Consider the following 21,816-nt stretch of genomic DNA (forward strand, 5'->3'; position numbering starts at 1 on the left):
TCGGTTAGTCGGTCGGCATCGGGTGTTGATAATCCAACAAGATTTCTTGGCCGACGCTGAGTTTGTGCTTTTCCGCGCTACCGGCTTGTAATTCCAGCATGTAGTTCGCAGGAGTAGGCGACGAGTAAATCGGACAGGGATGCGTGACACAGGGTTGCCGGTTGGGTAACACACCAACGATGATCGCATCGGCATTCAGAAAGACCACGTCCAACGAAATTAGCGTGTTCTTCATCCATACGCCGATAGCTTGAGGTTCCGGATAGACGAACAACATGCCCCGGTTTTCCGGAAGAACCGGACGAAACATCAGGCCGGCGGCCCGTTGGCTCAGGGTGTCGGCGATGTCGATTTCCACAACATATCCGTCAGGAAGTGCCGCGTGCCCGCGGGCCGTATCCGCATGGCCGCGAGTCGGACAAAACAATCCGAATACTATAAGAAATGTGGCGAATATTCTGGACATGCTAGCCGGGAAATACTCAAGTGAGTTGTTTTTAAGCGGTTGAATTATTATAATTGTCCGCTATTCGATTTTGCGAGCGTGGCGAAATTGGTAGACGCGCTGGATTTAGGTTCCAGTGGCAACCCCGTGAGAGTTCGAGTCTCTCCGCTCGCACCAACTCCTTCCCTGATTCGCAACCACACAGCGTTTTCCACTTGCTAGAATCCCGCTGATAGGTCTCCCCCTAAATTCCACTGTGTATTAACTGAGGTAATGCAATGCAAGTTTCTGTCGAGAAGACATCAGAGTTAAACCGAAAAATGACTGTCAGCGTGTCGGAGGACGTTTTCCAGGAAAAGCTGGAAACACGCTATAGAAAACTGGCCAAGGAAGTTAGAGTCGACGGGTTTCGTCCGGGTAAAGTGCCGACCAGTATGGTCAAAAAGCTGTATGCCGAGCGGGTAAAGCAGGAAGTTGCCGGTGACTTAATTCAATCGACTTATTATCAGGCTTTGCAACAAGAAGCGTTAGTGCCGGCCGGGCAGCCGCATATCACTTCGAGCGATGATGAAAGCGGTTTTCGATACGTAGCGGAATTCGAAGTCTATCCTGAGATCAGCTTGGCTGCGGCGGAAGGATTGGAAATTCAACGCCCGCAAGCTACGGTGACGGATGCGGACATAGACAAAATGATTGAAAGGCTGCGTCAGCAAAGAAAAGCCTGGAATGTGGTCGAGCGCGAATCCCGGGATGGCGACAAAGTGACGATTCACTTTTCCGGCGTTTCGGAAGGGGAAAACTTTACCAACGGTAAAGCCGAAAATTACGTCGTCGAAATTGGTGCCAACCAAATGATTCCGGGGTTCGAGGATGAATTAAAAGGCCTGAGTGCCGGCCAAAGTAAAACTTTTTCCATTACCTTTCCCGAAAAATACAACAGCGAGAAATTGGCTGGAAAATTAGCCGAATTTGAAATCGAAATGGCAAAGGTAGAAGAATCTGTTTTACCGGAAATCGACGCGGAATTTATCAAGTCATACGGAGTAGAAGAAGGCGATGCGGGGTCTTTTCGCAACGACGTGCAAGCCAATATGGAACGCGAGTTGGCGGAAGGGCTGAAGAGCAAACAAAAAAGCGCCGTTTTGGATGCATTGTACGAAAAAGTTCAAATTGCCTTGCCGAACGCTCTTATCGATCAGGAAATTCAGAATTTAATAAAACCGTACGCCGATAGAGCTGCGAAAGCGGGCGTTAAAGTGGAAGATTTGAATTTGCCTACCCAAATGTTTGAAGAACAAGCAAAACGTCGTGTGGCGCTGGGATTGATATTGGGTGAAATCATCCGTGTAAATCAAATCAAGGTGGATGCCGAGAGGGTACGCGCCGTCATTGAGGAGATGGCTAAAAGTTATGAGAGACCTGAAGATGTTATTAACTGGTATTATGCGGACAATAGCCGTTTAAACGATGTTCAGCAGATGGTTTTAGAGGATCAGGCTGTGGACTGGGTCGTCGAGCGTGCTAGAGTCACCGATCTAAGTGTCGGCTTTGATGATGTCATGGACAGACAACAAGCATAGGAATCCCCCCAACATGTCTAATTTTGAAGGTCTGAAACAAATGGCACCGCAAGCCGCCGGCGGCTTGGTGCCTATCGTGGTGGAGCAAACGGCCAGAGGCGAACGGTCGTTTGACATTTATTCGCGACTGTTAAAAGAGCGCGTTATCTTTTTAGTTGGTCAAGTGGAAGATTACATGGCCAATTTGGTAGTGGCGCAATTACTGTTTTTGGAATCGGAAAATCCGGATAAAGATATACATTTGTATATCAATTCGCCGGGCGGTTCGGTCACTGCCGGCATGTCGATTTACGACACCATGCAATTTATTAAGCCCGACGTGAGCACCATGTGCATCGGTCAGGCGGCCAGCATGGGGGCGTTGTTGTTGGCAGGCGGCGCAGCCGGTAAGCGTTACTGTCTGCCGCATTCAAGGGTCATGATTCATCAGCCGCTGGGCGGGTTTCAAGGTCAGGCTTCGGACATTGCCATTCACGCCAAAGAGATATTATCGATTCGCGATAAATTGAACAAAATCCTAGCCCATCATACCGGGCAGCCGTTGGAAAAAATTCAACAAGATACCGATAGGGATAACTTTTTGAGTTCCGAACAAGCGGTTGAATACGGTTTGGTGGACAAAGTGCTATCCAGTAGAAACGGTTAATTCAATATTCGCCGCATGGCGGCGAATTTCTTGGGAATCTCGTTTATTTTTGGTATATCCTTCAGCCATTGAAGCAATGAAATACCTCGGGGTCTGCTCATGAGTAAAGACAAAAAAGGTAAGGACGAGGATAAGCTCCTTTATTGTTCGTTCTGCGGTAAAAGCCAAAACGAAGTCAGAAAATTAATTGCCGGACCGGCTGTTTATGTCTGTGACGAATGCGTGGAGTTGTGTAACGATATCATCCGCGACGAATTGGCCGAAGATGATAAATCGGTTGGACATGGTGCTTTGCCGAAACCGAAAGAAATCAAATTGGAGCTTGATCAATATGTGATTGGTCAGGAAAAAGCCAAGAAGATACTCGCGGTTGCCGTATATAACCATTACAAGCGCTTGCGTAGCAATAGCAAGAAGAGCGACGTCGAACTGGCAAAAAGTAACATCTTGCTGATAGGTCCTACAGGTTCAGGCAAAACCTTGCTAGCGGAAACTTTGGCTCGGTTGTTGGACGTTCCTTTTACCATTGCCGACGCTACTACGTTGACCGAAGCGGGTTATGTGGGCGAAGACGTCGAAAATATCATTCAGAAAATTCTACAAAAATGCGATTACGATGTAGAAAAGGCTGAAACCGGTATCGTATACATCGACGAAATAGACAAGATTTCCCGTAAATCCGATAATCCGTCGATCACGCGAGACGTCTCCGGCGAAGGGGTGCAGCAAGCGTTGTTGAAACTAATCGAAGGTACGGTTGCCTCGGTGCCTCCACAAGGCGGTAGAAAACATCCTCAGCAGGAATTTTTGCAAGTCAATACTGCAAACATTTTGTTTATCGTTGGCGGTGCTTTTGCCGGTTTGGATCGCGTGATCAAAAGCCGTACCGAAAAAGGTGGAATCGGTTTTTCGGCTGAGGTAAAAGCGAAAGACGATACCCAAAATGTCGGTGAAGTATTCGCTGACGTACAGGCCGAAGATTTGATCAAGTACGGTTTGATTCCTGAGTTTGTTGGCCGCTTGCCTGTTGTGGCTACCTTGGAGGAGTTGGACGAACAAGCGCTGGTGCAGATTTTGACCCAGCCTAAAAACGCCTTGATCAAGCAATACAAACATTTGTTCGAAATGGAAGGCGCGGAGCTGGAATTTCGCGATGAGGCGCTAAGCGCAATTGCTCGCAAATCGATGGAACGAAAAACCGGTGCCAGAGGACTGCGCACTATTGTCGAGAATGTGTTATTAGATACTATGTACGAATTGCCATCCAGCGATAACATCGTCAAAGTGGTTATAGACGACAGTGTGATACAGGGTCAATCTGAGCCGATTTTGGTTTATGAGCCGGAAATGAAGCGCGCTTCGTCCGCCGAGTCGTAACGGGACAATCGAATTTTTGTCGAAGGGGCTTGCAAACCAAGCCCCTTTTTTTTGCCTAAAATCTAAATATTCTTGTTTTCTAACAGTTCGTCCTCATATACGATTGCAGGTACCCCTTTTCGCCCACAGGATATGAACTCATGACTCACGAAAACGCCCAAGATGACCTAATACCCGTGCTACCGCTACGCGACGTAGTGGTATACCCGCACATGGTGATTCCTTTGTTTGTTGGACGAGGGATGTCCATTGATGCATTGGATGCAGCGTTGAAACAAGACAAACAAGTATTGCTGATTGCGCAAAAACAAGCGGAGATTGACGAACCTAAATTCGACGACCTTTACAAGGTTGGCACCCTGGCCAACATATTGCAGCTCCTCAAATTGCCGGACGGTACCGTGAAAGTGCTGGTGGAAGGTACGCAACGTTGTTCGGTATTGCAATATCACGAATTCGAAGGCTATTGCGCCGCCAACGTATTGGAATTGAACGACGAAATCAGCATAGACGAGCAAGAGATGGAGGTGTTGCAAAGAACGGCCATTAGTTCGTTCGATCAATACGTCAAATTGAACAACAAAATTCCCCCGGAGGTGTTGAATTCGCTGTCCGGTATCGACGACCCCGGGCGTCTGGCCGATACCATGGCTGCGCATATGGCGTTGAAAGTCGAAGAAAAGCAAAACATGCTGGAAATGGTGGATGTAGCCCGACGTCTGGAAGGCCTAATGACGTTGATGGAAGGCGAAGTGGATATTTTGGAAATGGAAAAGAAAATCCGCAGCCGGGTCAAAAAGCAAATGGAGAAAAATCAGCGCGAATACTATTTGAATGAGCAAATGAAAGCCATTCAAAAAGAGCTGGGCGAAATGGACGAAGCCGGCAATGAAGTCGACGAGTTGGAGAAAAAAATCGAGAATGCCGGGATGTCTGCGGAAGCTAAAACTAAAGCTAGCGCGGAGCTGAACAAACTAAAAATGATGTCGCCGATGTCGGCGGAAGCGACGGTAGTGCGTAATTACATCGATTGGATGGTGAACGTGCCTTGGAAAAAGAAAACCAAAGTGCGTCACGACCTTAAAGCCGCGGAACAGGTTTTGGAATCCGAGCATTTCGGGCTGGAGAAGGTTAAGGAGCGTATTCTCGAGTATTTGGCGGTCCACCAGCGTGTTAAGCAATTGAAAGGCCCTATATTGTGCTTGGTTGGGCCTCCGGGAGTGGGAAAAACGTCATTAGGTCAGTCGATTGCCCGGGCGACTAATCGCAAATACGTACGTATGGCCTTAGGCGGCGTTCGCGACGAGGCTGAGATTCGCGGTCATAGGCGGACATATATAGGTTCCATGCCCGGAAAAATTCTGCAAAATCTTGCTAAGATAAAAACCCGGAATCCGATGTTTTTGTTGGACGAAATCGACAAAATGGCAGCCGATTTTCGCGGCGACCCGGCATCCGCCTTACTGGAGGTTCTGGATCCCGAGCAAAATCATACTTTTTCCGATCACTATCTCGAGGTCGATTTCGACTTGTCCGACGTAATGTTTGTAGCGACGGCGAATACCTTGAACATACCCGCACCGCTGATGGATAGGATGGAAATCATTCGTTTGGCGGGTTATACCGAAGACGAAAAAATCAACATCGCGACTAGGTTCTTGATTCCGAAGCAAATCAAAAACAATGGCTTGAAAGAATCTGAGATCGAAATTACCGAGGTGGCGATCAGGGATATTATCCGCTATTACTCGCGGGAAGCGGGTGTTCGTAGTTTGGAAAGGGAAATCTCTAAAATCTGCCGCAAAGTCGTTAAAGATCTGTTGTTGCAAGCATCGGAAAGTCGAATCGTTATAAATTCGGAAAACCTCGATAAATACCTGGGCGTTAGGCGCTTTACCTACGGTGTCGCCGAAGACAACGACCAAATCGGTCAAGTAACCGGTTTGGCGTGGACCGAAGTCGGTGGGGAATTGTTAACCATCGAAACGGCAGTGATGCCCGGAAAAGGTAAACAGCAAGCGACCGGCAAATTAGGTGACGTGATGAAGGAGTCCATCGATGCGGCGGTCACGGTGGTTAGAAGCCGGGCAAACGTGTTGGGTATCGATAACGAAGTGTTCCAAAAAAACGATATACACATTCACGTTCCGGAAGGGGCGACACCGAAAGACGGACCTAGTGCAGGCATCGGCATGTGTACCGCCATTATCTCGGCGTTAACCAAAATTCCGGTGCGTGCGGATGTGGCAATGACCGGTGAAATCACCCTCAGAGGCGAAGTTTTGCCGATTGGCGGTTTGAAAGAGAAGCTTTTGGCTGCGCATAGGGGGGGGATTCGAACTGTTGTGATTCCTGCGGAAAACGAGAAAGATTTATCCGAAATTCCGGAAAACGTTAAAAGCAATTTGACGATCAAATGCGTCCGTTGGATAGACGAAGTTTTAGAAATTGCCTTGCAACGCTTGCCGGTCCCTATCGTCGTTGATTCGGCTGATAAAGCTGATGCGCCTGCCAAGGGCGATGTCAAGGCGCAGACTGTGGTCGCACATTAATCTTGCAAATTAGCCGCAAGACCTTGGCTGCCGGGGGATTGCGGCTATCTCTGAACTTGACATTGCTTGTTTCCCGTTGATATAAAGGCCTACCTTCCGTGGGGGAGGCTAGGGTAACGAACGGAAGCGGGGGCGAACCTGTCACTGGTATATCGATTCGCTTTTTCGAGCATAATTAGTACAACGACACATCCAAAGGGGAAATAAATGAATAAATCGGAACTGATTGACGCGATTGCGGCAGCATCACAATTGACTAAAGCCGATGCGGGTCGTGCTTTAGACGGTTTTATCAAATCGGTTGAAGAGGCTCTGAAAAAAGGCGATTCGGTGGCTTTGGTAGGCTTCGGAACGTTCGAAGTAAAAGAAAGGGCTGAGCGCAAAGGCCGTAATCCGCAAACCGGGGAAGAAATTACCATCAAGGCTGCAAAAATTCCTTCATTTAAAGCTGGAAAATCTTTAAAAGATGCTGTAAACTAGCGTTTCTTTAGTCGGGTGCTTAGCTCAGCTGGGAGAGCATCGCCCTTACAAGGCGAGGGTCGGGGGTTCGAACCCCTCAGCACCCACCAGACTTAGGAGCGGTAGTTCAGTTGGTTAGAATACCGGCCTGTCACGCCGGGGGTCGCGGGTTCGAGCCCCGTCCGCTCCGCCAAAACAGAAACCTCGGGCCGAATGGCTCGGGGTTTTTTTTTGCGCATTGTTTGCGGTTCGGAACCAAGTTTCACGCTGTTGAAGGACAGAGCTATGCTATTAGAAATTCGAGAAAAAGTGCAGGGTGTATTCGCGACGATCATTCTGGTATTCATTTGTGTACTGTTTGGATTGTGGGGGATACAAAACTACCTAGGCGGGGGAAAAGAGGCGCCGGTGATCACCGTCGGCGATAAGGAGTTTTTTCAACGCGACGTCAACCAAGCGTATCGGCAGTTCGAGCAGAACTTAGCCGGTATGAAGTTCGACGAAGAAACGCTGAAGCAACAGGTTGTAGAAAAATTGATTCGAGACGAAGTGCTGCTGCAATACGCAGAGTCGCAAAAGCTAACGGTGACGGACGATGTTGCTCGGGACTTCGTTCAGTCTTTGGAGTATTTCCAAAAGGACGGGAAATTCGATAAAAGCCAATATCAAACTTTGTTGAACGCGCAAGGCATGTCTTCCGACGAATTCGTCAGGCGCATTAAAAAAGCGTTGATCATGGAGCAGGTACAGCGAGGCATAGTCGATAGCGGTTTTGTGACGCCGGCCGAAATCGAAAGCTTTTTTAAAATTCAAAATCAACAACGCGACGTCGAATATGTGACGTTGCCGTTGAAAGTTGACGCTACGCAACCGACTGAGGAAGACGTTAATGCCTACTATCAACAGCATTTGGATCGCTTTCAAACCGAAGAACAAGTTGCTATTCAATACGTCGAGTTGGCCTTGTCCAAACTGGCTGCCGACGTCAAGGCAACGGACGACGAGTTAAAAGCGTTCTACGAGGAACAAAAAGCGCAATACACCACGCCGGAACGCCGAAAAATTAGCCACATTCTGTTTGCGTTCGGCAAAGACGGAAACCAGAGCGAAGCGCTGCAACGCGCGCAGCGCGCTAAACAAGAGTTAGCCGGCAAAGACTTTGCTAGCTTGGCTGCCGAAGTATCCGACGATAAGTTGACTGCTAAAAACGGTGGAGACCTTGGGCTATTTAACGTCGGCGTGATGGAAAAAGACTTTGAAGAAGCGGCTAGTCGCCTAAAGCAAGGCGAAGTTTCCGATCCGGTTAAATCGGCGTTCGGATATCACTTGATTAAGGTAACTGAACTGGTAGCGGGAGAAATAAAGCCGTTTGCCACGGTTAAATCCGAACTATTGCCAGCCTACCAAAAAGCTCAAGCGGAAAGCCGTTATAATGAATTGGCCGAAAAGCTTGCGGAAGTGAGTTATGAAAACCCTGGTAGTCTGGAAGCAGTCGCTCAATTGTTAGGGGTTGAAATTCAAACCACACCTTTGTTTACGCGAGTGCGTGGCGAAGGGATTGCCGCCAATGACAAGGTTAGGCAGGCCACATTTTCGGAAGACGTGTTGAAAGGCAACAATAGTGAGCCGCTGGAACTGGCAGGCGATCAGGTTGTGGTATTGCGTATGCTGTCGCACAATCCGGCAGCTACCAAGGATCTGAATTCGGTCAAAGATCAGGTCATAGAAGCACTGCTCAACGAGCGCGCGGGCCTACGCGTCACGGAGCTCGCCGATAGCTTGAAAAAGGAGTTGCAATCGGGAAAATCGTTTACGGAAGTTGCGCAGGCTGCGGGATTGACAGTCAAAAAATTATCCAGTGTGACGCGTACGGCTAAAGACATCGATCCTGGCCTTGTGCAAGCCGTGTTTCGTGCAGCAAAACCGCAAGCCAATCAAGCTAGCGTAGTCGTAATAGATAACGTAGGGGGTAGTAAAACGGTCGCCGCCATCAGTCGTGTTATCGAAGGAGCGATGACGGAGGCTGATAAGGCCCAGCAAGCAGGTTTGGCAAAGAACATGGCCGCGGCATTCGGCAGAGCGCAATTCGAAGCAGTTTTGAATCAGCTGGAGACCGAAGCCGACCTTACCGTTGCCAAGCCGTAATCGGCAACGTTTGCTCAACACTGAATGGAAACGATTTTGCGCATGGACGCGCGCACCTAACGCACCTTAAATGTTAGTGGCACCAATTTCTTAAGTTCTGCTCCTTAACTTCCTTCAAAGCGTATTCATTTATTTTTCTGCCCGGAAAAGTGTGTGCCGGTTTTGCTGTCGATGTGTATTATTGATAGTCGATGCTCTCACCACTACCGCCTCAATTGACTGGGGCGTTAGCTGCCTTCTTTGGTCTGTAAGATACCGTTCGATTGTTCGCCTTGCGTTGTTTGCCTTTTTAAGTGGGCTCTGTTTCGATGCCGGATTCGAAATGGCTTGTCATAAAAAGGTAATATGGCGTTGTTAGATTTGCAGATCGATTAGGCTGAACCGTAAAATGATTATGTCGAATTTGAATGCCCTGGTTGTGGAAGACGACGATGCCATTCGGGAAATGTTGCTCATGGTATTGGAACAGGCCCAATTGCAGGTTACCGCGGTCGGTAGCGCGGAGCAGGCACTGCAAGCGCTTGCGGAACATAGAGTCGATTTGTTGCTACTGGATTGGATGTTGCCGGGTATCAGCGGAGTGGAGCTGGCTCGTCGCCTGAAACGGGAGCCCGGCTACAAAGACTTGCCGATTATTTTGCTTACCGCGCGGGGAGAGGAAGAAGACAAGATTCGCGGATTGGAAATCGGTGCCGATGATTACGTCACCAAGCCGTTTTCACCTAAGGAGTTGATTGCCAGAATTAAAGCGGTGATGCGGCGCAGCGGTAAGCTGACCGAAACCGGGCAATTGAAGATAGGCGATTTAACGCTGGATGCCGATCAACATCGCTTGACCATTGCCGGAAAGACGGTGGATGTTAGTCCGACCGAGTTTCGGCTTATGCAGTTTTTTATGGCCAATCCCGATAAAGTCTATAGCCGCACCCATTTGCTCGACCAAGTTTGGGGGCGTAGCGTCTACATAGAGGAGCGTACGGTCGATGTGCATATCCGTCGCTTGCGGAAATTACTGGCCGAATTCGGCCGGGAAGATTTGATCCAGACAGTACGCGGATTCGGCTACCGCTTTTCCATTGCGGGGTAACCAATGGGGCGTTGGAAGCGAGAGATAGGGATAGCCATCGCAGTGATGCTGCCGCTTTTGGTATTGGGCTGGTTTATCGGGCACACCAGTCAGATGATGCTGACGGCAACCTGGTTAATGCTGATCAAGCAATGTTTATCGATAAACGAATTGGAGCAGTGGCTGGCACGCGGGAACTTCCGCGACCTTAAAAATCGAAAAGGCATTTGGTCGGACATTTATTACCATTTATGGAAAATCAAAAAAGCTGAGAAAAAGCGTAAAAAGAAATTCGGGCGGGTGATCGACCAATTTCGGACATCTACCGATGCGCTGCCCGATGCGGCCGTGGTGTTGGGCGAGTTTGCCCAAATCGAGTGGACCAATAAGGCGGCGCGCGAAGTGTTAGGTCTTAAGAAATCCGACAAAGGCCAAAGGATTCCTAATTTAATCCGAAGTCCGCAATTCATCCAGTTTCTAAAGTCGGAGGATTATCAACAAAAGATCTGTATCGCCTCGCCGATTAACGACAGCATCATGTTGCAAATCAGTATCGTACCCTACGGCGAAGGCTTGCGGCTGATGTTGGCGCAAGACGTCACGCAAATTAAGAGCATGGAACGCATGCGTACCGATTTCGTTGCCAACGTTTCGCACGAACTGCGTACCCCCATCACGGTATTAAAAGGCTATTTGGAAACGCTGCAGGAGGTGGACGAAATACCGACGCCCGTGGCGCGTTCGTTGGCGCAAATGTCCGCGCAAACCGAACGCATGCAGCATTTGATCGACGATCTGCTAATGCTGACGAAATTGGAAACCAAACCCAGAAAATCCGAATGCGTCAAGATGCGCGAGCTTTTGGAGCAAATCTGTAAGGAAAGCGATTTATTGGAGAAAGACGAACGCCGCATCGAATTGAAGGTCGATAGCAATGCCGATTTGGCCGGAGACATACAGGAGCTGCAGAGCGCATTTTCCAATTTAATCGTCAATGCGATGAAATATTCGCCGGCGATTTCCCCTGTCAAGGTTACTTGGTTCGCCAGGAGCGACGGGATGTTATGTTTAGAGGTGGAGGACTTTGGCGAAGGTATCCCCGCTCTCGACATCCCGCGCATCACCGAGCGGTTTTACCGGGTAGATGTTAAGCGCAAACACAAGGTGACCGGTACCGGTTTGGGCTTGGCTATCGTTAAACACGTGATGGCGCGCCACGACGGCAAATTGGAAATTGAAAGTCAGTTAGGCAAAGGTAGCCGCTTTCGCTGTTTGTTTCCGGCGCAAAGAGTTTATTGCGCTTGAGCTTCCGCGTTTCCTCAATAATACCGCGTAAATAAAAACGCGCTCGATAGCGCGGCATTTTTTATAATTGCAGCCTTTTTGAAATTCTTGCGAAGAGGCTGAAATGCTTGCCGACACCGTTATCGAATTGTCGCGTTGGCAGTTTGCCGTCACGGCACTATTGCACTTCTTGTTTATACCGTTCACCCTGGTGTTGGCGCTGTTGCTGGCTGTCACCGAAACCTTGGCGGTTTTTAGCGATGCGTCTGCGTACCAACGCACGCTAAGGTTTTGGCGGCACATTTTCGCTATCAATTTCTTGCTGGCTCTCGCCACCCGCTTGTGGGTGTTATGCGAGTTCGGAATGAACGGTTCCTATTTTTCCCATTATGTAGGCGATATCGTGGCCTTGCCGTTGGCGATAGAGGCTTTTACCGGCCTGGCTGCGGGCGTTGCCTTGTTCGTGCCGTATTGTTTTGCCTACCATAAGTTGTCTAAGTTTCAGCGCTGCTCCGCGATTTGCCTGCTGGCGCTGGCGGTACACAGCTCCGCTTATTGGGTGCTGGTTGCCAATGCTTGGTTGCAGCAGCCGATAGCCGCGGCTTTCGATTATCAGTCTTACCGGATGGTGTTGCAGGACGGCCTAGGTATGTTGTTCAACCCGGCAGCGGCGGATACATTTATCCATGTTTTGGCGGCGAGCTATCTGGCCGCCGTAGCGGTGATCTTGGCAGTTAGTGCCCGCCAGTTACGCCAAGATCCGCAGGACTCTGCGGCCCGTTATATGTTTAAGTTGGCAGCCCCGTTCGGGCTCGTTGCCGTTGCGGTTTTGCTGTGGCAGAACGGTTCATCGCCCGCCGGTGCTAACTTGGTGCAACGGGCAAAATATTCCGTTTTACAGCAAGCTGCAGACGCAACGCTTTTGACCGATTTTCAAGCGCGCATACGTAGCGGCATGGAAACTTATAATTTGTTGCAGCAACTGCGCGACAGCGATAACGATAAGCAGCTCTTGTCTGACTTCAACGGCCGTCAACAGGATTTGGGTTACGCCTGGTTGTTAAGCTCTTGGCACAAGCCCATAGTTGGTGCTAGCGCGGGGCAGATAGAGTCAGCAGCACAATCCGCGTTGCCGGCGTATCGATTATTATTTTACGGGAGTTATTATTCGATGATCGCCGTTGCATGGCTTAGCGCCGTTTTAATGTTAACAGCGGTTTGGAAGGCTTTTGCCGGGGCCGGTTTGCCTGCTTGGCTGATCACGTGTTGCTGCTACGGCTGGAGTTTGCCTTGGCTCGCCAGCATATCCGGCTGGTTTTTTGCGCAAGGAGGTTTGCAGCCATGGGTTGTTGCAGGGGTGTTGCCGATCCGGTTGGCAGTGTCTTCGTTAAGCGTTTCCCAATTGGCGGTGAGCAGTGGCGGATTCGTACTGCTATGCGTAATTCTGTTAATGGCCGGACGATATGGCTTGCAGCAAGCCAATCGGCAGGCGGCGACGGAGAGGTCGGTATGACGATGGATCTGGAGTCGTTACGCTTGATCTGGTGGTTAATTTTGGGCGTTGTTGTCGTTGTATTTACCTTGTGCGAAGGTTTAGCCTTGGGCGTGTTTTTGCTTCTACCGCTTGCGAGCCGGCAGCCAAGCCATAGCCGGCAAATGTTGCAGTCGATCGCACCGACCAGCTTGCTCGGCCTGCTTTGGCTATTGGTTTTGTTGGCGACCTTATTTGCCGTATGGCCCATCGTCTACGCAGTGTCCTTGGCCGGTTTTTATACTTTACTGGTTCCCTTGCTTACGGTGCTGTGCGCGCGGACTGCCGCGTTGCCGCTAAGATTGTTTGAATTAGCAGCTTGGGAGAAATATGAAAACCGGATTGCGTTGGCCTGCGGTTACCTGCCGGCGATCACATTAGGAATCATTGCCGGCAATCTGCTGAAAGGTATCCCGTTTCATTTGGAAAGCGATATGCGTATCCTGTTTTTAGGGGATACCATTGGCTTGTGTAATCCGTTTGCGCTGTTAGTGGCGGCTACGTTTACGGCGCTACTCGCTTTCTACGGCAGTTTGTGGGTACAGTTAAATACGGAGGGTCAGCTAAGGCATGAGGTGGCTGCGCTTTCCATGCGTTTGGCGCTGGTGTTTGTCGTGCTGTTCGTGCTGACCGGGTTATGGTTAAGTCATTTGGAAGGCTATCATATTACCTCCGAACTGCTTCCCAACGCAGCGTCCAATCCGTTGGCGAAATTCGTCAAACGCGCAGAAGGCCTGTGGCTGGACAACTACGAACATATCCCGGTTTTGTGGGGGTTGCCGGTATTCGTCGCAGTCGCCGCGCCGGCCGCCGCCGCCCTTGCACTGAGGGGTAAGGCTTATTACGCGATGTTGACGGGCGTGTTGACGGTTGGCGTAGCGGTTTTGACCTTCGGGGTTTCTATGTTTCCGTTTTTGTTGCCGTCGAATATCTCGTTGAATACCTCGCTGAGCATTTGGGACAGTAGTGCCAGCCAAACCAGCGCCGGCTTGTTGCTGCCGGTCGGCTTGATCGCGGTTCCGCTAATAGCCGTTGTTACTCGTTGCTTGTTCGGATTTTTTAACCGGCAAGACTTGGCAAAGGATTGATTTTTGCCGCTAGATGCCCCAAGCTAACTCGGCCTGGGGCGTGTATTTGCCATTGACAATAATAATAAGGAAACCCGTATGAAAAAGCTTTTGAATTACGCCTTGATCGGTATCGTTGCCTTGATCCCGGTCGTGGTGATATTGCAAATCGTCTTGTTCGTCAAAGACCGTTTTACCGATTTGTTCCGGTTCGTTTACGGATATTCCGATAATTACTTTATTACTTTTTTGTTGTTCGGCGCTAGCTTCGCCGTTATCACTTATATAGGTCACAGAGTCAGCTTGGGCCGATTCTCGATTATTGCGGCGTTCGAAAAGCTGGTCGAGCGCATTCCGCTATTAAGCACGATATACCGAGTAACCAAGAAGTTGGTGCATATGATTGCCGGCCACGAATTGCAAGAGCCGCGCGAAGTGGTTTATATAGAATATCCGAAAGAAGGTGTGTGGGTGCCGGCTTACGTCACTAATAGGATTCAAGACAGATACATACTTTTCGTGCCGACTTCGCCTAATCCCACATCCGGTTTCGCGGTCATCGTGCACGAATCCAAAGTCATTCGTTCCGAGATGAGCATAGAACAAGTGACCAGTTTTATCATCAGCGTGGGTGCCGATTTCGAGAAACCAAGCGAAGTTGACAAGTTGCCTAAATAGGCTAATCGTGGGCAACTCTTATTTAAAAGATTCCGGCTGCAACTAGTCGGAATCTGTCGTTAACAGTCGTATATCCACCTTGTGAACGTCCTATCGTATTACATCATCCGCGAAGTCACTAAAGGGGCTTTGCTGGCTTTGCTGTTATTGCTTACCTTGTTTAATTTATTCACCTTCAGCGACGAATTGAAGGATTTGGGCAACGGCAACTATGGCTTGAAACAAGTCCTATGGTATTTAGTACTGACCTCTCCCAGGGTGACGTTCGAATTGATTCCGTCTGCGGCTCTACTCGGCAGTTTGTTCGTGGTCGGTGCCATGGCCAACAATCGCGAAATTGTGGCGATGCGGGCAGCCGGGTTTTCTACCTTTTGGATTATTCGTAACATTATGCTGGCCGGCCTGATATTGGTAGTGCTGGCGGTAGCCATCGGCGAATTGGTGGCGCCGGCCAGCGAGCGCACGGCGCAAGTGTTGAAAACCACCGCTCAAAATAATGGCGTGGTGCTACGCTCGCAATACGGGATGTGGTTGCGCGAGGGTAACCGTTTCATCAACGTGCGTAAGATTCTGGACGACGGGTCGTTGGGCGACGTGCGCATATTCGAAATCGACGAGCAGCACCGTTTGATTAGCGCAACCCGCGCCGCGCACGGTATATTTTTAGGCGAGCAACGTTGGACTTTGCAGAATGCGGCGGTTTCGATTTTTAATCCGGACCGCGTCGATGCCAAATCTCAGGCCGAAATGCCGTGGCAATCCGGCATAGATGCCGATTTGCTCAAAGTGGCGGTGGTCAATTCGGACAATTTGTCGTTATACGATCTTTATATGTATATCGATTTTTTGAACGCCAACCAGCAAAAAGCCCAGCGTTACGAACTGGCGTTTTGGAGCCGCTTGATTAATCCTTGGGTAACCTTCGTGATGCTGATGGTCTCGGTGCCTTTGGTGATCGGCATAGGCCGCGGCATAGGCGCCGGAGGGCGCATTACCTTGGGCGTACTCATCGGCATGACTTTCAATATTCTGGACCGCATCGTCGGACACATGGGCTTGATTTACGACGTCAATCCCATGTTGATAGCGGTCATGCCCAGCTTGACGGTGTTTTTGATCGCCACGGCGACCGTGTGGCGTTTAAGTTAACTGGCGAGCCGCCAGGGGTTTGCCGCCGAATGCCTGGTTGCGCCCGGTATATTTGGCTTGATACAGCATGGAATCGGCATGGTCCAGCAGCAATGAAGACGCTTGTTCGGATTGAGGTACTAATGAGGCATAGCCCGCGCTGATTGTAATCCAGCGCGAGACTTTGGACGAGGCGTGCGGGATTTGTTGGGCCTCGATTCGCCGGCATAATTGTTCGGCAATCAGCCACGCGCCGTCGCTGTCTGTTTCCGGAAGTAAGATCACGAACTCTTCCCCGCCGTAACGGGCAACTAAATCGCCGGGCCTGCTGACCAGCATCGATAGCTGCGAAGCGACCCGCTTTAGGCACATATCGCCAGCGCCGTGCCCGTGGAAATCGTTATAACTCTTGAAGTAATCCACGTCCACCATGATCAGCGCCAGCGAAATTTGGTTGCGTTGCGCGCGCCGCCATTCCTGTTCGAGGACTTGATCGAAGCGGCGCCGGTTCGGAATGCCGGTCAAGCCGTCTATCCAGGCCATGCTTTCCAATAAATCGGTCATTTGTTTTAAGCGGATGTAGTTGCGGATCCGCGCTTTGACCACCGGTAAATAAAACGGCTTGGCGATGTAATCCAAAGCGCCGAGATTCAAACCTTTCTCCTCGTCGTGCACGTCGCTCATCGCAGTGACAAAAATGACCGGAATGTCGCAGGTTTTGGGGTCGGTTTTTAAGATGCGGCACACCTCGTAGCCGTCCATGTCGGGCATCATCACGTCCAGCAATATCAAATCCGGAGCGCCTTGTTTGGCAATGGTTTCCAAGGCTGCGGTACCGGTGGCGGCGACCTTGATCCGGTAATCCTGAATCAAATTTTCGGCGAGCACCTGAATATTGGTGGGGGTATCGTCGACGATCAAAATTAACGGTTTAGGTACTTCGGGGTTCATGACGGGTCTCCTGCGCTATGACTCGCTATGACGGATTCTAATTCGTTTAGCGTGTCGGTTGCACGCGGGTAGTCGATATTGCTTACGTGTCTCTCAATTTGCCGCAGCAGCTGATGGGCGTGCGGCGCAGGTAGGGCATGGTGCAATTTGCCGAGCAATTCGTTAGGTACGAAATCGCAGCCTTCCAGTAACTGGCGCAGCTCCCGGGTCAAGGCCCGCGCGGCGGACCAGTCCGTTTGCCGCGCGGGCGGTTGATCGGCAACAACAGGGACGGCATATTGCCGGAGGGTGGTCATTACTTGCTCGAAACAGCGGATAAATTCACTATCGTCGGCGCCGGCGTCGGCGACCAATGCTTGCTCCAGCGCGGCGGCGGCTTGACTGAGCCGGATAGCGCCAACCATCCCGGCAGCGCCTTTAAGCGTATGCAGCGAGGTGAGTGCTTGATCGATTTGGCCTAAAGTGCGTTGTTCTCGTAAACGCCGGGCGAAGTCTGCAAAACGGTCCGCGAAATGGCTGAGAAAACGACGCAGTTTGGCTTCGTCTTTACCCAGGGTCTCCAAAATATAGGCGCGGTCGAAACCGGGCAAATCCTCGGCGGGTTTGGAAACGGGTTTATAGCTTAGCGGGGCGGGTTTGTGATGCGGTTTTATGCAGCGTATTAACTCGGATAACAATACGTGCGGCAAGATCGGTTTGCCGACGTGGGCGTTCATGCCGGCCGCCAAACAATCGTTGCGGGCCGGCTCTTGCACGGCGGCGGTCATCGCGATAATCGGCAGGTTTTTAAAGCGCGGGTCTTGGCGAATGACGGTAGTGGCTTCGATTCCGCTCATTTCGGGCATTTGCAAATCCATCAGCACTGCGTCGAAATTTCCGCGCCGGACGGCTGCCACTCCTTCCAAGCCATTGTTGGCCACGGTAACGCTAAGCCCGGCGTCGTGCAAATATTCACAGGTGACCATTTGATTGATTTCGTTGTCTTCCACCAAGAGAATCCGCGCCCCGCGGATAGGTGCGGCTAATTCGGCTAAGTTCGGACCGGAATAACCGGTATCGTCGGCGATAATGTGTCCGCCTTGTAGACGGGTCATGGCATCCAGCAAGGTAGAGGGCATAACCGGTTTCAGCAAAATATCGTCCGGCATGGCGTCTCTGGCCGCATTGAGTACATTTTCCCTATTGGCGGCGGTTACCATAATGACCACCGGCGCATGCTGAATTTCGCCGCGTGCGACCATGTCTTTGATTTTACGGTTGACCTCCACGCCGTCCATGCCGGGCATCTTCCAATCGAGTAATACCATCTCGAAATCGCGGCTGTCGTGTTTGGCGTTGCGCAAACGGAGCAAAGCGTCCGGACCGGATGCGACTTCTTCGGCTTCGAAGCCCCAGGATTGTAATATATCCCTTAACATTTGCCGGGACATTTCCAGGTCGTCGACTATCAGTACCCGCAGCGGGCGCAGGTCGGACGATAGTTGTTTGGTGTTCGGCCGCACCTGGCACTTTAAGGTCAGGGTAAATTCGAAAATGCTGCCGATCCCCGGCGTGCTTTGTACGATCAATTGGCCGCCCATCATGTCGACCAGGCGTTTACTGATGGTGAGCCCCAAACCGGTACCCCCGAAACGGCGGGTGATGGAGCCGTCGGCCTGGGTGAACGGTTCGAATAAATGAATGACTTGTTGCGCGGTCATGCCGATGCCGGAGTCGCGTACCGAGAAATGCAGAGTCACTTGGTGGGCATCGAAATCCCGGCGGCCGATTTTGACGTGGATTCCGCCGTTTTCGGTAAACTTGACCGCGTTTCCGACTAGGTTGTTCAGCACCTGTCCCAAGCGCAAGGCGTCGCCGATTAGATGGTGCGGTGCGTCCGGATCCAGGTCGAATACCATCTCCAGACCTTTCTCTTCGGCGCGGACGATGAATAGGTTCAGCACGTTTTGCAAGACTTCTTCCAGGTCGAAAGGCTCGGATACCAGTTCCATGCGGTCGGCTTCGACTTTGGAGTAATCCAGAATGTCGTTGGTGATGGCCAGCAAAGCCAGCGACGAGGTATGAATTTTCTGCAGGTAGTCGCGTAATTTTGCCGGTGGATCGTTTTTCAGGGCCAAGTCGGATAAACCGATCAGCGCATTCATCGGGGTGCGAATTTCGTGGCTCATATTAGCCAAGAACATGCTCTTGGCTCGCGAGGCCGCCTCGGCTTGTTCTTTGGCCTGCAGCAGCTCCGAGGTGCGTTGCGCCACTTCTTCTTCCAAGCGGTCGCGATGAGTCGTCAGATCCATGTCGCGCGTTTGAATTTCTTCCAGCATGCTATTGAAGTCCTGTACCAGCGAACCGATTTCGTCGTCACCGTGCCGGCTTACTCGCAAAGTGTAATTTTTTTGTTCGGCGATGGTTCTTGCGGTTTGGGCCAGTTCTTCTATCGGCTTGGAGATGACTCGTTGCAGCCGAACCACCAGTAGGTAGACCAGTAACAACGACGAGCTTGCGGCGGCTAAACCCTTGCTTAAATCGGTGGCTTGATCGTTCCACAATGCCGTGAAGTTGGCCTGGACTAATACGGTGCCTACGCGTTCGGTGTTTTTGACGACAGGGGTGATGAGATCGGCGCGGCGGCTCCAAAAATCGGTGCGTAGTTCGCGCGAGTCGACATGGTAGCCCGGCGGTAAGCCGTAGTCGTGCCGGTTGCGGCTCCAATGCGCCAGAATGCTGTCGTTTTCGGATAGCATCCACGCGGCTTCGATTTCGGGGTGGTCCTTGAGCGATTCCAGTAAGCGTTGCGCTTCGATTTTATCGGAGAATACCAAGGCCGCTTGACCGTTTTGCGCCAACACGTCTCCCAGCCCGGCGATTTCGGTCAAGGTACTCTGGTAGCGGCTGACGGCGGAACTGACCACGATTGCGGACATGCTGACCAACAAGCAAGTCGTGCAGCTGAGCATGATGATGGAGACCAGTTTTGTCTGTAACGACCAGTTGGGAAAGTCCGGTAACAAACGCATCGGTCTATCTCCCATAAACATAAGATGCAATATTCAGCAATTGACCCGGCAGCCTAAGTCCGGCGTTGTTGATCGATTCCAAGTTAACTTCGAACACGACTTTGTTGTCCAGAAAACGCAAGCCGATACCGCCGCCTTTTTCGGCGAAGTCGCTGATGTCCGACAAGGTTAATACCGGGGAATTTGCCAAGGCTTTGAGCAGCGAAACGAAATGGCCGGCTTCCGAATTACCGATGAATACCATGTGGCAACCGGTTAACGATGGGTCGGAAAAGCCGTGGGTTTCGACGGTCATGACATGTTCGCCGGCTTTGCGCCCTTCGAAATCGTGCAAGGCGCCGTCCAGTGCGTCGGCGCCGACTACGCATAGTTTCAGGTTGGCGTCGCTAGGCAGGGCTTCGGCCGGCCATTCGACGAATTTGGCGAAATTGTACAAATAAGCGGCTTTAATTTGGTTTTCGGAAAATCCATTGGCGGCGGCGATTTGCCAGCCGGCTAGGAGGACGAGTAGCCGGCTGCCGTAAAAGGCGACTTGCGCCATGAACCGCAAGCAATATAACCGGCCTAGCAGGCTTGCGTTTGCCGATTTCAACAGATGGCCGGCGCGAACCAGAAGCGAGCTTAATCCTTCATGCTTATTCTGTTGCGCCATGAGCGGGTAATTGCTGATAAGGGTCCGAGCGGCTGAATTAGAAAGTTACTGCAATTAAATCATCGGGACAGATATTAGTGGAATTATCAGCGTAGGTAAAACACTAGAAATAGACGGACGCAAATCGTCCGTCTATAAGAGGTATGGATTAAACGCCGAGTTTTGCCGCGCAACGGCAAAATCCGTTCAACTCTACATAGGCGCTGCCGGTTTGCGCACCGTCTACGCTGCATGCGCCTTCCCAATAGACCGGGCCTATCCATAAGGTGTGCTTGGCGTGTAGCTCTTGATCTTTCAGCAACGGTTGTACCGTAAATTTTTCCCCGCGTACTTCGAGCGCCCAGCCTGACGGATACGTACAGCCGGTGTTGGGGCTGGTCCATTCGCCTAACACCGTGACTTCGAATTCGTGTGCGGCCAGCGTGACGGTGCGGCCTTCGGCGTCGGTAATGGAGCCGGATTTTTCGACCGATGCGTCGTTGCCTTGGAAATCGAACAACATGATTTGCCGGTTGTCGTCCAATTCGAGCGCAAACCATTGCCAGCCTTGATTGATGGCTTGATAAAGTTCGCCGTATTGCCGGTCGAACCAGCTGTTTCCGGTTACTGAAAAGGTTTGGCCTTTGATGCTCAAGCTGCCTTTGGTCGCCATTCTGGGGCGCGAATAATAATAGGTATAACCGCCGAAACGATAGGGATGCGCGTCGCCGCCGTAATGCATGGCGGCCGGCAAATCGGTATCGAGTTGCAAGTCCAGCACATAATCGCCGATTTCGGCGTGCAAACGGTCGTGGCCGCCGCCGCCGACCGCGGTGACTTTGTTGCCGATGCCGGAGCTCAGGTTAAAACCGTTTTTGGTGCGGTCGGGTAAGTGGAATTCCAGAAATTCCTCGAAGCTGAAGGTTTGGCCGGCAACGTCGGTGATGGCTGCCTGCACCAATTGATCGCGCATGATCACAAAACTGTCGAAAGCGAAAAACACGATTTCGAATCCGAACCGGCGTCCGTCTTCGGTATGCAAATGACCGGTCCAGTACCACCATTGCACTTGTTCTTGAGGCAGGAAGGCGTCGTCCGCCGGCAATTCGACCGGACCGATCAGGCCGCGCTTGGGAAGAAACATACAGACGATGACCGCAACCGCCAGTAGCGCCCACGGTAACCAAGCAGGGTTGATCAGAGCGATGATGGCCACGATGCCGCCGACTATCCAGGGCAGTTTTTTCCAGATTTCACGCATTGTT

17 protein-coding genes and 3 tRNA genes are annotated in these 21,816 nt (G+C 51.0%); 15 read left to right on the top strand and 5 right to left on the bottom strand.

Going from position 1 to position 21,816, the window contains the following annotated elements; genetic code table 11:
* Positions 1 to 4: 4 nt before the first annotated feature.
* The gene (locus tag F1E05_RS01850) at positions 5 to 358 is read right to left on the bottom strand and encodes a DUF192 domain-containing protein (protein ID WP_190303223.1); all 354 of its coding nucleotides are present in this window, start codon (positions 356 to 358) and stop codon (positions 5 to 7) included.
* 180 nt (positions 359 to 538) lie between these two features.
* Between F1E05_RS01850 and F1E05_RS01855 the strand changes: the two genes are divergently transcribed.
* The 15 genes from F1E05_RS01855 (at position 539) to lptG (ending at position 15,979) form a co-directional block, all read left to right on the top strand.
* Positions 539 to 622: transfer RNA gene (locus tag F1E05_RS01855), tRNA-Leu, on the top strand.
* A 101-nt stretch (positions 623 to 723) separates the two neighbouring features.
* Positions 724 to 2,025: a trigger factor gene (gene tig, locus F1E05_RS01860; RefSeq protein ID WP_150046289.1), complete on the top strand. Its 1,302-nt coding sequence runs from the start codon at positions 724 to 726 to the stop codon at positions 2,023 to 2,025.
* 13 nt (positions 2,026 to 2,038) lie between these two features.
* Positions 2,039 to 2,671 (top strand): ATP-dependent Clp endopeptidase proteolytic subunit ClpP, encoded by a 633-nt coding sequence (gene clpP / locus F1E05_RS01865; RefSeq protein WP_150046290.1) that lies wholly within the window; start codon positions 2,039 to 2,041, stop codon positions 2,669 to 2,671.
* A 99-nt stretch (positions 2,672 to 2,770) separates the two neighbouring features.
* Positions 2,771 to 4,048 carry an ATP-dependent Clp protease ATP-binding subunit ClpX gene (gene clpX / locus F1E05_RS01870; RefSeq protein ID WP_150046291.1) on the top strand — a complete coding sequence of 426 codons (1,278 nt, stop codon included), beginning with the start codon at positions 2,771 to 2,773 and terminating at the stop codon, positions 4,046 to 4,048.
* Positions 4,049 to 4,188: 140 nt separating this feature from the next.
* On the top strand, positions 4,189 to 6,600 hold the full coding sequence (gene lon / locus F1E05_RS01875) for an endopeptidase La (RefSeq protein ID WP_150046292.1): 2,412 nt from the start codon (positions 4,189 to 4,191) through the stop codon (positions 6,598 to 6,600).
* A 207-nt stretch (positions 6,601 to 6,807) separates the two neighbouring features.
* Complete coding sequence (locus tag F1E05_RS01880) at positions 6,808 to 7,080, top strand: HU family DNA-binding protein (protein WP_013820824.1); 273 nt, start codon at positions 6,808 to 6,810, stop codon at positions 7,078 to 7,080.
* 13 nt (positions 7,081 to 7,093) lie between these two features.
* A tRNA-Val gene (locus F1E05_RS01885) sits at positions 7,094 to 7,169 on the top strand.
* A 6-nt stretch (positions 7,170 to 7,175) separates the two neighbouring features.
* A tRNA-Asp gene (locus F1E05_RS01890) sits at positions 7,176 to 7,252 on the top strand.
* Positions 7,253 to 7,344: 92 nt separating this feature from the next.
* Positions 7,345 to 9,204, top strand: coding sequence for a SurA N-terminal domain-containing protein (locus F1E05_RS01895; RefSeq protein WP_150046293.1), 1,860 nt, complete (start codon positions 7,345 to 7,347; stop codon positions 9,202 to 9,204).
* A gap of 394 nt (positions 9,205 to 9,598) precedes the next feature.
* A complete protein-coding gene (phoB, locus tag F1E05_RS01900) occupies positions 9,599 to 10,291 on the top strand; it encodes a phosphate regulon transcriptional regulator PhoB (protein WP_150046294.1) in 693 nt (230 codons plus the stop codon).
* A gap of 3 nt (positions 10,292 to 10,294) precedes the next feature.
* Positions 10,295 to 11,575 carry a phosphate regulon sensor histidine kinase PhoR gene (gene phoR / locus F1E05_RS01905; protein WP_150046295.1) on the top strand — a complete coding sequence of 427 codons (1,281 nt, stop codon included), beginning with the start codon at positions 10,295 to 10,297 and terminating at the stop codon, positions 11,573 to 11,575.
* A 103-nt stretch (positions 11,576 to 11,678) separates the two neighbouring features.
* A complete protein-coding gene (locus tag F1E05_RS01910; RefSeq protein WP_150046296.1) occupies positions 11,679 to 13,067 on the top strand; it encodes a cytochrome ubiquinol oxidase subunit I in 1,389 nt (462 codons plus the stop codon).
* Positions 13,064 to 14,173: a cytochrome d ubiquinol oxidase subunit II gene (gene cydB, locus F1E05_RS01915; RefSeq protein WP_150046297.1), complete on the top strand. Its 1,110-nt coding sequence runs from the start codon at positions 13,064 to 13,066 to the stop codon at positions 14,171 to 14,173. The genes F1E05_RS01910 and cydB overlap by 4 nt, the downstream gene beginning before the upstream one ends.
* A 78-nt stretch (positions 14,174 to 14,251) precedes the next feature.
* The gene (locus F1E05_RS01920) at positions 14,252 to 14,830 is read left to right on the top strand and encodes a DUF502 domain-containing protein (protein ID WP_150046298.1); all 579 of its coding nucleotides are present in this window, start codon (positions 14,252 to 14,254) and stop codon (positions 14,828 to 14,830) included.
* Positions 14,831 to 14,911: 81 nt separating this feature from the next.
* On the top strand, positions 14,912 to 15,979 hold the full coding sequence (gene lptG / locus F1E05_RS01925) for an LPS export ABC transporter permease LptG (protein WP_150046299.1): 1,068 nt from the start codon (positions 14,912 to 14,914) through the stop codon (positions 15,977 to 15,979).
* Here the strand turns inward: lptG and F1E05_RS01930 are convergent.
* The 4 genes from F1E05_RS01930 to F1E05_RS01945 form a co-directional block, all read right to left on the bottom strand.
* Positions 15,971 to 16,909, bottom strand: a complete 939-nt coding sequence (locus F1E05_RS01930) for a diguanylate cyclase domain-containing protein (protein WP_150046300.1) — start codon at positions 16,907 to 16,909, stop codon at positions 15,971 to 15,973. The two genes, lptG and F1E05_RS01930, sit on opposite strands and share 9 nt — an antisense overlap.
* Entirely contained in the window at positions 16,906 to 19,920 is a 3,015-nt protein-coding gene (locus F1E05_RS01935; protein ID WP_150046301.1) for a response regulator, read from the bottom strand. Before F1E05_RS01935 ends, F1E05_RS01930 begins: the two co-directional genes overlap by 4 nt.
* A gap of 4 nt (positions 19,921 to 19,924) precedes the next feature.
* Complete coding sequence (locus tag F1E05_RS01940) at positions 19,925 to 20,461, bottom strand: YfiR family protein (protein ID WP_150046302.1); 537 nt, start codon at positions 20,459 to 20,461, stop codon at positions 19,925 to 19,927.
* Between the two features lie 259 nt (positions 20,462 to 20,720).
* Positions 20,721 to 21,812 (bottom strand): lipocalin family protein, encoded by a 1,092-nt coding sequence (locus F1E05_RS01945; protein ID WP_150046303.1) that lies wholly within the window; start codon positions 21,810 to 21,812, stop codon positions 20,721 to 20,723.
* Between the last annotated feature and the right edge of the window lie 4 nt (positions 21,813 to 21,816).

Origin of the sequence: Methylomonas rhizoryzae (genome assembly GCF_008632455.1) — a bacterium.
Classification (GTDB): Bacteria; Pseudomonadota; Gammaproteobacteria; order Methylococcales; family Methylomonadaceae; genus Methylomonas; species Methylomonas rhizoryzae.

Coding starts and splice junctions, on each gene's coding strand:
- phoB (WP_150046294.1), top strand. CDS start 9,599: ATGTCGAATTTGAATGCCCTGGTTGTGGAAGACGACGATGCCATTCGG.
- clpP (WP_150046290.1), top strand. CDS start 2,039: ATGTCTAATTTTGAAGGTCTGAAACAAATGGCACCGCAAGCCGCCGGC.
- F1E05_RS01930 (WP_150046300.1), bottom strand. CDS start 16,909: ATGAACCCCGAAGTACCTAAACCGTTAATTTTGATCGTCGACGATACC.
- F1E05_RS01940 (WP_150046302.1), bottom strand. CDS start 20,461: ATGGCGCAAGTCGCCTTTTACGGCAGCCGGCTACTCGTCCTCCTAGCC.
- F1E05_RS01895 (WP_150046293.1), top strand. CDS start 7,345: ATGCTATTAGAAATTCGAGAAAAAGTGCAGGGTGTATTCGCGACGATC.
- F1E05_RS01910 (WP_150046296.1), top strand. CDS start 11,679: ATGCTTGCCGACACCGTTATCGAATTGTCGCGTTGGCAGTTTGCCGTC.
- F1E05_RS01935 (WP_150046301.1), bottom strand. CDS start 19,920: ATGCGTTTGTTACCGGACTTTCCCAACTGGTCGTTACAGACAAAACTG.
- F1E05_RS01945 (WP_150046303.1), bottom strand. CDS start 21,812: ATGCGTGAAATCTGGAAAAAACTGCCCTGGATAGTCGGCGGCATCGTG.
- tig (WP_150046289.1), top strand. CDS start 724: ATGCAAGTTTCTGTCGAGAAGACATCAGAGTTAAACCGAAAAATGACT.
- clpX (WP_150046291.1), top strand. CDS start 2,771: ATGAGTAAAGACAAAAAAGGTAAGGACGAGGATAAGCTCCTTTATTGT.
- lon (WP_150046292.1), top strand. CDS start 4,189: ATGACTCACGAAAACGCCCAAGATGACCTAATACCCGTGCTACCGCTA.
- F1E05_RS01920 (WP_150046298.1), top strand. CDS start 14,252: ATGAAAAAGCTTTTGAATTACGCCTTGATCGGTATCGTTGCCTTGATC.
- F1E05_RS01880 (WP_013820824.1), top strand. CDS start 6,808: ATGAATAAATCGGAACTGATTGACGCGATTGCGGCAGCATCACAATTG.
- phoR (WP_150046295.1), top strand. CDS start 10,295: ATGGGGCGTTGGAAGCGAGAGATAGGGATAGCCATCGCAGTGATGCTG.
- cydB (WP_150046297.1), top strand. CDS start 13,064: ATGACGATGGATCTGGAGTCGTTACGCTTGATCTGGTGGTTAATTTTG.